The sequence below is a fragment of the Algoriphagus oliviformis genome (assembly GCF_017254915.1).
Taxonomy (GTDB): domain Bacteria; phylum Bacteroidota; class Bacteroidia; order Cytophagales; family Cyclobacteriaceae; genus Algoriphagus; species Algoriphagus oliviformis.
This window is the reverse complement of record NZ_JAFKCT010000002.1, coordinates 418,522-428,754: the sequence shown is the minus strand read 5'-3', so window position 1 is coordinate 428,754 and position 10,233 is coordinate 418,522. Positions and strand designations below refer to the sequence as shown.

At 49.6% G+C, this 10,233-nt stretch carries 5 protein-coding genes; 1 reads left to right on the top strand and 4 read right to left on the bottom strand.

What is annotated here, in order from left to right:
• Nucleotides 1-745 precede the first annotated feature (745 nt).
• Nucleotides 746-5,428 carry an Ig-like domain-containing protein gene (locus J0A68_RS07390; protein WP_206577545.1) on the top strand — a complete coding sequence of 1,561 codons (4,683 nt, stop codon included), beginning with the start codon at nucleotides 746-748 and terminating at the stop codon, nucleotides 5,426-5,428.
• A gap of 75 nt (nucleotides 5,429-5,503) precedes the next feature.
• Here the strand turns inward: J0A68_RS07390 and J0A68_RS07385 are convergent, their stop codons facing one another.
• From J0A68_RS07385 to J0A68_RS07370, 4 genes are all read right to left on the bottom strand, one after another.
• Nucleotides 5,504-6,664 carry a glycosyltransferase gene (locus J0A68_RS07385; RefSeq protein WP_206577544.1) on the bottom strand — a complete coding sequence of 387 codons (1,161 nt, stop codon included), beginning with the start codon at nucleotides 6,662-6,664 and terminating at the stop codon, nucleotides 5,504-5,506.
• 7 nt (nucleotides 6,665-6,671) lie between these two features.
• Nucleotides 6,672-7,721: a glycosyltransferase family 4 protein gene (locus J0A68_RS07380; RefSeq protein WP_206577543.1), complete on the bottom strand. Its 1,050-nt coding sequence runs from the start codon at nucleotides 7,719-7,721 to the stop codon at nucleotides 6,672-6,674.
• Between the two features lie 9 nt (nucleotides 7,722-7,730).
• Entirely contained in the window at nucleotides 7,731-8,810 is a 1,080-nt protein-coding gene (locus J0A68_RS07375; protein WP_206577542.1) for a glycosyltransferase, read from the bottom strand.
• A gap of 102 nt (nucleotides 8,811-8,912) precedes the next feature.
• Nucleotides 8,913-10,130 (bottom strand): glycosyltransferase family protein, encoded by a 1,218-nt coding sequence (locus tag J0A68_RS07370; protein WP_206577541.1) that lies wholly within the window; start codon nucleotides 10,128-10,130, stop codon nucleotides 8,913-8,915.
• Nucleotides 10,131-10,233 lie beyond the last annotated feature (103 nt).

Sequence of the window (10,233 nt, the reverse complement as noted above, 5' to 3'; positions counted from 1 at the left end):
AGAATGATCTTTTAGCTATTCGAACTCCACTTTTATAAAGTATAAACAGCACAACACGCTGATTTGGATAGTTTTAGCGGGAAAAAATTTTATTCTGACATTTGCCTTATATCAAAATAATAAACTAATATTGAATGAAAAATAGATATAAATATAAGATAAATTTTATTTTATATGAAATGCAAAAAAAACACCATCACCAATAAGCCCGCATTTCTGGCATAGATTTCAAAGATTGATCGGAGATAATCAAATCAAAAAGCACCCTGAAAATCTCCAAAAATCACGAAGGCCATAAAAAATGTTTGCATCTATAGTTCACCCAGGAAAAGACAACTATCTAAATATTATATCACCCAAAAATCACCTGATAAATAGTAGTTCCAACGTAAACCAATACAAGAAAAAAATACCAAACAGCCGAGTACTATCGCATCAAAAGAAAATCACCCAAAGTTCAATTTCCTGAATTGACTTTCCGCTGATGCACCCGCCAAACATGTGATCACCCCAGATTGGATTCTGCCGGATTTGAGATTTCACCCTATTTCGAATCAGCGGCCCTGATATCCTTTTGCCCATCCAAACTTGGCAAGCTAGTCCATCTACCAATCTACCCCCCTCCCTTTTGGGAACGGGGAAGAATCGGCCCACCCATAATAACTGATTAGTCCAAACACTAGAATTCAGTCATACAACTTAATCGCCCCATTTGAAAATCACCTTTACTTACTAACCGTTAAACATGAAAACCACCGATTTCATCGCCGAATGTAGAAAGACGTGTCTTTCTGTATTCAGAGTCACCCGCCTTCTTCCCTTCATTGTCCTGATGCTGGCCCTGGTCCAGCAAGGCTTTGCCACCGACTACTACTTCTCATCCAGTAGTGGAAATGACAGCAGGAGTGCCATCGAAGCGCAAAACTCCGCTACTCCATGGAAGTCCATCGACAAGCTAAACTCGATTTCCAGCCTTCTCAAAGGCGGCGACAGGATCTTCTTCAAATCAGGAGACGTCTTCTACGGTACGATCAAGATCACCAAATCCGGCTCAGCTGGAGCTCCGATCCTGTTCACCTCCTATGGAACCGGCTCCAAGCCCGTCATTACTTCTTTGGTCAAGCTGACTAACCTAGTCTCTGTTGGCGGCGGAAAATACGAGGCTGACCTGAGCGCTTTCAACATCAGTAGGCTGCAGATCGCAACTGTCAACGACCAGATCAAGGAAGTGGGACGCTATCCCAACACGGGTGCAGCCGACGGAGGCTACCTCCGCATCACCAACGTCAACTCCAGCACAAGCATCAGCACTCCCGGCAACCCCTACAGCGGCAACAGCGGGGATGTCGTCATCCGAAAAAACAACTGGATCATCGACCGGCATGCCATCTCCAGCATTTCAGGCAGCAGCATCTCTTTCAAATCCAACGAAAGCCACTATTCTCCTCAGAAAAACTACGGCTATTTCCTCCAAAACCACGCTTCCCTTTTGGACATGCCCGGAGAATGGAGCTACGATCCCAGCACCAAAAAATTTACTATCAACCTGAATGGCTTCAACGCCAGCTCTGTCAACGTATCGGTAGCTACCCAAGATTACTTGGTGACCAACAACCAATACACGACTAACCTTTCCTTTGCCAACCTGCATTTCAAAGGTGCCAACAGCCACCTGATGAATATCTCCCGCAGTGAAAACGTGAAAATCGAGAATTGCCTCCTAGAGTATGCAGGAGAAAACGCCATCCAGTCCTCCGACATCAGAGGCTATGTGGTGCAAAACAACCAGATCAACTATGCGCTGAACTCCGGTATCTACATCTCTTACGGCGCACCGGGAGCGATCATCCGTGGCAACAGGCTGACCAACACTTTCCCTTTCCAAGGAATGGCAAAGAACAGCGACCTCGCCGGCATCGGTATCTTCCTGGCCAGCGACGGTGACGGCAGCTTGATCGAAAAAAACACACTCATCAACTCAGGCTTCAACGGAATCCACTTTGGCGGTAGCCATACCAAAGTCGTGAACAACTTCATCGACAACTTTTGCCTCTACAAGCAGGACGGCGGTGGTATCTACACCAACTCCGACGGCTTCAGAGACAGAAATAACGTAGGCAGGGAAATCACCGGAAACATCGTAGTAAACGGAAAAGGAACCAAACTGGGCACCACAGAGGAAGTTGACATGGCAGAAGGTATCTACCTTGATGACAACAGTGCCGGAGTCACCGTATCCAAAAACACCATCGCATTTGTGACTGGCAAGGGTATCTACCTGCACAATGCCAACAACATCACCATTACGGACAACCTTTTCTACAAGTCCAAAAGCCAGCTCCAGTTGACCCACGACTTCATGGGGGATCCTATCCGAAACATCAACGTCAACAAAAACCAGTTTTCCTCAGTGGAAAAAACCGACCAGGTCTATTCCATCTATTCCTCCGAAAATGACATCGGATCTGTGGGATCCTTCAGCTCCAACTACTTTCTCGATCCATTCAAAAACGATTTTTTCATCCTGACCAAAGGATCAAATGACGGCCCTACCGGCGTCAGCAGAAACCTGAGCAACTGGGCCACCAACTTCGGATACGATGCGAACTCTCTGAGACCGGATCTGAACGTGCCTACCTATACGGTCACTTCCTCGACACTCCTTAAGGAAAGCGACTTCAGCTCCAACTCCTCCATCGTGTCTGGTGTCTATGGAGCCTCTTCCCAATTGGTATCCGGCGCCATCTCCGGCGGAACCCTGAGACTTGCCCCCAACTCTTCCAACAATGCCACCGCTTACCTCCAGATCGGCGCGGTGCAAGCTGGCCAGAAAATCATGATCGAGTTTGACATGAAAGGCAATCCGGCAAACATCCCCGTGGAGCTGTTTTTGGAAGGGACTTACAATGTGGACAAAGGACTGAGCAACGCAAAGGTCTCCACGACAACTTCTGCCAAAAGCCACAAAATCATCCTAAACTCCTTGGCGGCAAAAAGCAACGAAAGCGTGGTATTCCGTTTTCCTCCCTCGCTTAGCGAGCTTTTCCTGGACAACATCAAAATCAGCAGGGTCACTACCCAAGACATCGACAAAGAGTCCCTCGTCTTCTTCGCCTACAACGAGACCGGCTCTCCGGTGCAGAAATCCCTGTCTGGAACCTACGTCAATGCGAAAAACGAAACCTTCAGCAGCTCGATCTCAATACCTGCTTACGGTTCAGTACTCTTGGCGAAAGTATCAGGCGCCACCACTCCCGTGGAAAACAAGGCTCCGACCGTATCCCTTTCCAAGCCGACCGAAGGACAGGTCTTCATCAAAGGCGTGAATCCTGTAGAGCTCGTGGCCAACGCCCAAGATCCGGAAGGAAAAATCAAGCGTGTGGAATTCTACAACGGCACCACCCTGCTGACTACCGTGACAGCCGCGCCATACTCCTATACTTGGAGCAGCATCCAAAACGGTACCTATCAGGTGTACGCCAAAGTGGTGGACGAAGAAAACCTCACTGCGACTTCCACCAAAGTAAACTTTACCGTGAAGGAAGAAGAGGTTGTCACCCCTCCGTCTTTTACTCCACAGATGGTCACTCCGATCAACAATTCCACCATTGACCTGGGAACGCAGCAAGTAGTGCTGAAAACCAACGCAGCCAGTTCGGGACTGACCATCCAGAAGGTTGAGTTTTTCAACTGGGGTTATCCATTGGTGACCGTGACTTCTGGCAACTTTGAATTCCCCTGGACCAAAGTAGAACCGGACAACTACAGCATCAACGCAAAGATCACCGATAGCAAGGGCAATGTCTATACGACATCCACAGTGAAGTTTACCGTGAAGGCTGCTTCTGCAGTGACCGCTCCCGCCGAGAATAAAGCACCCACGGTCTCCCTCTCTAAGCCAACCGAAGGACAGGTCTTCACCAAAGGAGTAAATACCGTGGAGCTCGTGGCCAACGCCCAGGATCCTGAGGGAAAAATCAAGCGTGTGGAATTCTACAATGGCAGCACCCTGCTGGCTACTGTCACAGCAGCACCATATTCCTACACTTGGAGCAGCATTCAGACCGGCAGCTATCAGGTGTATGCCAAAGTAGTGGATGAGGGCAACCTGACCGCCTCCTCTACCAAAGTGAACTTCACCGTAAAAGACGCAACAGTGGTCTCCCCGCCGTCTTACACCGCGCAGATGGTAAGCCCGGCAAACAATACCACACTAGACCTGGGCAGCCAGCAGGTCGTCTTGAAGACCAACGCAGCAAGCTCCGGCCTGACCATCCAGAAAGTGGAGTATTTCAACTGGGGCTATCCATTGGTGACCGTGACCTCCGGCAACTTTGAATTCCCTTGGACCAAAGTACAGCCTGACAACTACAGCATCTACGCCAAAGTCACCGACAGCAAAGGTACCGTCTACACGACAGCTACCGTCAAGTTTACCGTAAAAGCTGCCTCGTCTACATCGACGGCCACCCCTCCAGTGAGCCTCGGCATCAATATGAGCTTGCCGTCCGATGGCCAAACCTTCACGCTCGGTCAACAAGTGGTAAAGCTAAAGGCTGATGTCTCCGGCTCTACCTCCATCAAAAACGTCCAGTTCTACAACTGGGGCCATCCTCTGGTAGCGGTCAATGCTTCACCCTATGAATTTGACTGGACGAAAATCGAGGTGGGAGACTACCAAATCTACGCGGTGGTAACCGACCAAAACGGAGCGACTTCCACATCCAACACTGTCAAATTCAAAGTAACGGCTCCGTCCTACTCTGCCTCTGCAACGGATGCAAGCAAGTCTACTGCTCCCGCTACGTTGACGATGGCCTCCCCGGTGGACAACCAAGTGTTTGAGCTGGGCAAAGATCAAGTGGTACTGAAAGCAGTCACCTCCGAGTCGGTAAGCAAGGTAGAATTCTTCAACTGGTACCTACCGCTGGTATCAGTGTCAAACACGAACCAGTTTAGCTGGACGAAAATCGAACTCGGAGAGTACTTTGTGTCCGCCAGGATCACAGACTCCAAGGGCAACGTAATCGACTCTGAGCCGGTAAGATTCAAAGTAGTCTCTCCAAACTACCGTACCAACGGAGAAACCGAGACTACCACGCCAAGCAATCCTCTTGACTCCTCCGCAGGACAAGTCGAAAGCGAAATGGCAGTGGCTGAGACCGACGGAGCCACTGGCTATGGAATCAAGATGGGACCAAACCCTACCAGCTCAACCCTGAACGTCTTCTTCGATGGATATCCCGCGAATATGGATGGCAAGGTGACTGTCCTGGACCTGAGAGGAGTCAACCACTTCAACTCAGACTTCAACACAGATCAGGAATCCATCGCCCTGGATCTTTCCTTCCTGAAACCAGGCATCTATGTGGTCAAACTGGCCTTTGGAGACAAACATTTCCAGACCAAGAAACTGATCAAAATCTAAGTGGCTACAGGCTGCCTAGTAAACCAAAGAAGGGCCCTCATCGGGCCCTTCTTTTTTTGTCGAAAATATTGTCTGCTAAAGCAGACTCATGTAGCTGTCCAAGGTCGCTTGGCAAGTTGATTTCCAGGAATATTGGGAAGTATTCTCGCTTCCTTTCTCCACCAGATCCTCCAAGTACGCCCGATCATAGAGCTTGTCCAGCATCCCCTCTATTTCCTGACCGGAAGGATTGAGGCTGAGATAGATCGCCGAATCCTTTAGGTTTTCCTTGAAAACCGGAATATCCGAACAGATCACTGGTTTGGAAAATGCCTGAGATTCCAGCACCGGAAGCCCAAAGCCTTCATATTCGGAAAGCAAAAGCGTCGCCGTGTACTTTCTGTAAATTTCCTCGATGGTGATGTCGGGATCAAATCCCTCCATAAAGACGCAGTCCTGCAACCCTTCTTTCTGGATCAGCTGCTCTATTTCTTGGAAATAGTTGCGGTAGACCACGCTTCCACGGAAAAAGAGCTTGACGTTTTTACCGCGCTCGGATCCCCTGAGCGTCTTCATCAGACGAAGCGCCTGCTTGTGCCCCTTGTGCGGGTAAAATCCCGCCACGTAGCCCAATGCTATTTCTTTGCCGTGGGCGCCGTTCGGTTTGACGTCGCTCAGCTCCCGATTGGTGGCTAGTTTGGTGACTTTGCAGTTGAGTTTTCGGTCGGGGAAGCGCTGTTTGGCCTCTTCAGCGATAGACGAAGAAGGTACTAGGATGGAGTCGTGGTTGGCGACCCCCATCTGCATCAGCTTCCTAAGAAACAAAAACTTCAGCTGGTTTGCGGTGCTGAGGTAGCTTTTCAGAGGCGGGTGCTCCAGGTAAAAATCAAACATGAAATCATGGAGCGTCATGATGTATTTGGAGGACTTCACCATCGGCAGTTCGGGAATGACGCGGTGCAGGACTCGAATTTGGTTTTCCTTCAGGAAACGCGGAAGTGCTACATGGAGCCAATAGTTTCTTTTGAAGAAAGACTGGTTATTGACATTTCTGGTGACTTTTTGGATTCGGTCGAGATTCAGCCCAGCCAAAAAATCGGTATGCCCCAGGGCGACCAATTCGATTTTGGAATTTTCGGGCTCTTTCAGCAAAAAATCCAGTCCCAGGAGTAGATTTTTGGCGTAGGTGGTGATTCCCCCTCCTGCCCCACCCTTGCCGGGTGAAATATTGGTAACGTCTAAACAGATTTTGTTCATGGTAAATTTAGGCGACTTTCGAAAGACTTGCGGTTTTCAATCCCGAAAGAACCTCCTCCGCAAATTTTCTCGTGACCTCCTTCGCATCGAAGGGACGGCTCGCCTCCAGCGCGTTTTTTGAATAGTTTTCATAGTCGTCCAATATGGACAGGATTCCTCGGGCATAGTCCTCCGGCAGAAAATCCACCGGGTACAGAAGGCCGCAGTAGCCGCTTTCGACAAACTGCGGGATATCCCCCACCGCTGTACTCACCACCGGCACCCCAACAGACAGTGCCTCGGCGATGGCCATAGGGAAGCCTTCGAAAGCCGACGCCATCAGGAGCATCTTCCTCTTCGAGGTCACCTCGATCAGCGAGCGATTGTCCATATTTCCCAAAAACACGACCTGACTGGCCAGGTCCATGCTCTTGGCGAGCTCCTTGAGATTTCCAAATTCCGATCCGGATCCAGCGATGTACAATTTATGGTTGGCTCGGACTTCCTTCGGCAGACAAGCGTAGGACTCGATGATTTTGGGAACACATTTTCCCTTTTCGAGCCTGCCGGCAAAGATGAAACCTTCCCGGCTCTCGGGGTTCTTGACCATCACCTCGTGGGAAATGGGATTGACAAACTTCTTGGTGCCCTCCCGCTTTTCCCCCACCGAGTAGAGCAAAAAGGACTTGGAGTAGATCACCTGGTTCATGTAGTCAAACACCCAACGGAGGTACTTGCCAAAGCTGAATCTGGAGATCTCCATGGGGTTGGTATTGCCGTGGAAAATATGCACCAAGGGCGTGGACGTATAGCTTGCCACATAGGAGCCCTCAGGACTGTGCGAGACGATGAGGTCGGTTTTGCTGAGCCGTCGGAAGTTTTTCAGGAGAAAAAAAACAAACAGCAAGCGATGGGGAATCAGCTTGACTTTCTCCAGGTGCTCCGGCAAAAAGAAATAATGCAGGTCAAAATAATTTCGCAGGTCGATGTCTAAATTTCTCACAAAAGGGCCTATTCCCCCATAAGAGGTGAGGTATGAGTTGGTCAATAGGACTGCTACTTTCAGTTTCTTTTCCATGATATGGGGTTAGTTTTCCAGGAACTTGAGTCGCTCAAACAGCAGGTTGCTAAACTTGCGGTTGTCGAAATTCTCCTCGGCGGTCTTCCGTCCGCTCGTTCCCAGTTTTTCGATCAGCGAGCTATCCGAAAACACCTGCTTGAGGGAGTGATACATCGCCTGCTCGTCCTCCGGAGAAATCAGCAGCGCGTTTTCCTCGTTTTTGAGGATGGTGCCCACGTCACCGACGGAGGAGGCGATCACGGCCTTGCCAGCAGCCAAAAATTCGCTCAGCTTGCTGGGGAATCCGGTATTGGCCGCCTTGGAGTTGTTTCGGGTGACACAGAAGACATCACATTCCCCCAAGACACGGAGGTAATCCTCTGAATTCAAAAAGCCCAGGTACTTGATCTGGGTGGCTGCGTCGGAAGCCGCGATCAAGTCCATGATTTCGTTGAAATCCTTTTTGTTCTCGCCTTTTCCGGTCAGGATGAGTTCCGCATGTGGGAACTCGCCCGACACGCGGGAGAATGCCTTGATCAGGACATCGAGTCCGTCTTTTTTGCCAAAAGATCCTCCGTAAAATACTTTTTCCACTCTTGGCCGGTAAGTGGGCGTGTACTTGATCTTTTTCAGATCCACCGTCACGGGGATGTACAGTACACGGGAGAGATCATTGTAGATGTTATCAAGCTTGCCTTTGAGATGGCTGGAAATGACGATGGCCATGTCGGCAAAAAACGGCGACATATTGAGAAGGTATTGTCCGCTTTTGATCCTGACCCGGTTCATCACCCCGTCAAAACTCAGTGCCACACTGTTGTCCTCCACGATATCCAGGATCACCTTGTAGCCCAACATTTTGGCATAAAGGATTGGCAAGATGGTCTTCAGGTCCGGGGTGTCGTAGGCATAGAATACGTTGAGCTCTCCCTTGACCTTTTGCCGTCGGATAAAACGGAAAGAGTCTCTGAGGAACTTGAAAATGGAACGCGGGCTGGACAGCTCCACGTCTACTTCCTTCATGTTTTCCTGCTGTTCGGGCACCTTGTTCCCAGCCAACTTGGTGAAATACAGGTTGCTCCAGACGATGCCCTTAGACTGAATCATAGGCTCAAGAAGATTGCGGACTCGTACCGAGCCGGCCATTCCTTCATAGAGTGTCACTCCCAAAACCAAAATATGCATAGCTTCTAAAAATAGGCGTACAAATCAACCGGAGTAGACATAGTTGTCATTCTCCTTGTCTCTTTTTCTCAGGAGCTCCCTGAACTCCCCGGCAAACTTCTCACGAATAGTCAGGCAATCGTGGTTAGTCTTGGCCAAATGAACGGCCCGGTCGGCGATCCTATTTTGAAGATCTTGGTCCTGGATTAGTCTCAGCAGCTCTTTTTTCACCAGACCTACATCATCCTTGCCGATCGCAAAGGCCCATTTTTCTTCGTCTCCATACTGGTATACCGCGGTCTCCTTCGGTGCCAGAAGAATGGTCACCGCGCCGGAGATCATGTATTCCGGTGCTTTGGTAGGCATGGAATAGCGCAGGAACTCTACCGATTTTTGGGAAAAATCACAGGGAAGCAACAAAAAGTCCGATCCCCTAAACACCTGTGGCAGCTTGGAATAAGGCACCAATCCGCGGTAGTGCGTGCCTTCAAACTCGGAAATCCACGACAAAGGCTCCACCGTTTGGATGAAAAACTCAATGGGAATATTGTGTTCGACTCGAAGCAACTCGACCGCCTCTGCGAATGTCCGCAGGGAGGTGCCGATCCCAAAACCCGTCCTGCCGGCGTACAGGACGGTGATCCCCTTTGGGTTGAGCTTGATTTCCTCTTCGTCAGAGTTCCAAAAACTGAGGTCTACCGGATTGTGGAAGGTTTTGAAGTCCTTCCCAAACCGGCGCTTGTATTCAGCGCCCATCTGGTCAGAGATGCTGAGGCAAAGCGTGGAGAGGTCTACCAGCTGCTTGAATTCCTTGTTGATCTGCTTTCTCCAAAATCCGCTGGCCAAGCCGCCATAGCTGATGGAGTTCAGCCAGTCATCCATCTGGTGAAGCACCACGGGTATTTGGAGGTACTTTGCCAGCGCGATGCCAAACTGCAGCGAGTCTCTAGTAGACACCTGGATGTAGACGATCTCCGGGTCGAAATCACGGATCCATTTTTTCAGGTCATCCGTCAGGCTGATTTTGGACAAAACGTGAAAGAGCCCGGTCCAATTCAGAATAGGATAAAATACCCCGTTGATAAAGCGAGTTCTCAAGCTGGGGTTGGAGGTCAACACCTCATTTTCCTCTGCCTGTTTGGTGATGTCCAGCTCGCCGGAGGGCATGTTTCTCTGGAAATACTTGAAAGGAAACTTCCAGCTGTTTTCATTGCTGCCGATAAAATAGTACTTGTCGCAATACACCGTGTTGATGTTACCCATTGCATGGCTTGTCACAGTCACCGCCAATTTTTCCTTCGGCCAATCATGGAATAGATTCGACAGGGTGATCCCACCTCCAGTATTGGAGTTGAATGACTGACCG

Bases quoted from the DNA above. Each gene is read 5' to 3' on its own strand.
- J0A68_RS07370 (WP_206577541.1), bottom strand. From the start codon at position 10,130: ATGGGTAACATCAACACGGTGTATTGCGACAAGTACTATTTTATCGGC.
- J0A68_RS07375 (WP_206577542.1), bottom strand. From the start codon at position 8,810: ATGATTCAGTCTAAGGGCATCGTCTGGAGCAACCTGTATTTCACCAAG.
- J0A68_RS07380 (WP_206577543.1), bottom strand. From the start codon at position 7,721: ATGGAAAAGAAACTGAAAGTAGCAGTCCTATTGACCAACTCATACCTC.
- J0A68_RS07385 (WP_206577544.1), bottom strand. From the start codon at position 6,664: ATGAACAAAATCTGTTTAGACGTTACCAATATTTCACCCGGCAAGGGT.
- J0A68_RS07390 (WP_206577545.1), top strand. From the start codon at position 746: ATGAAAACCACCGATTTCATCGCCGAATGTAGAAAGACGTGTCTTTCT.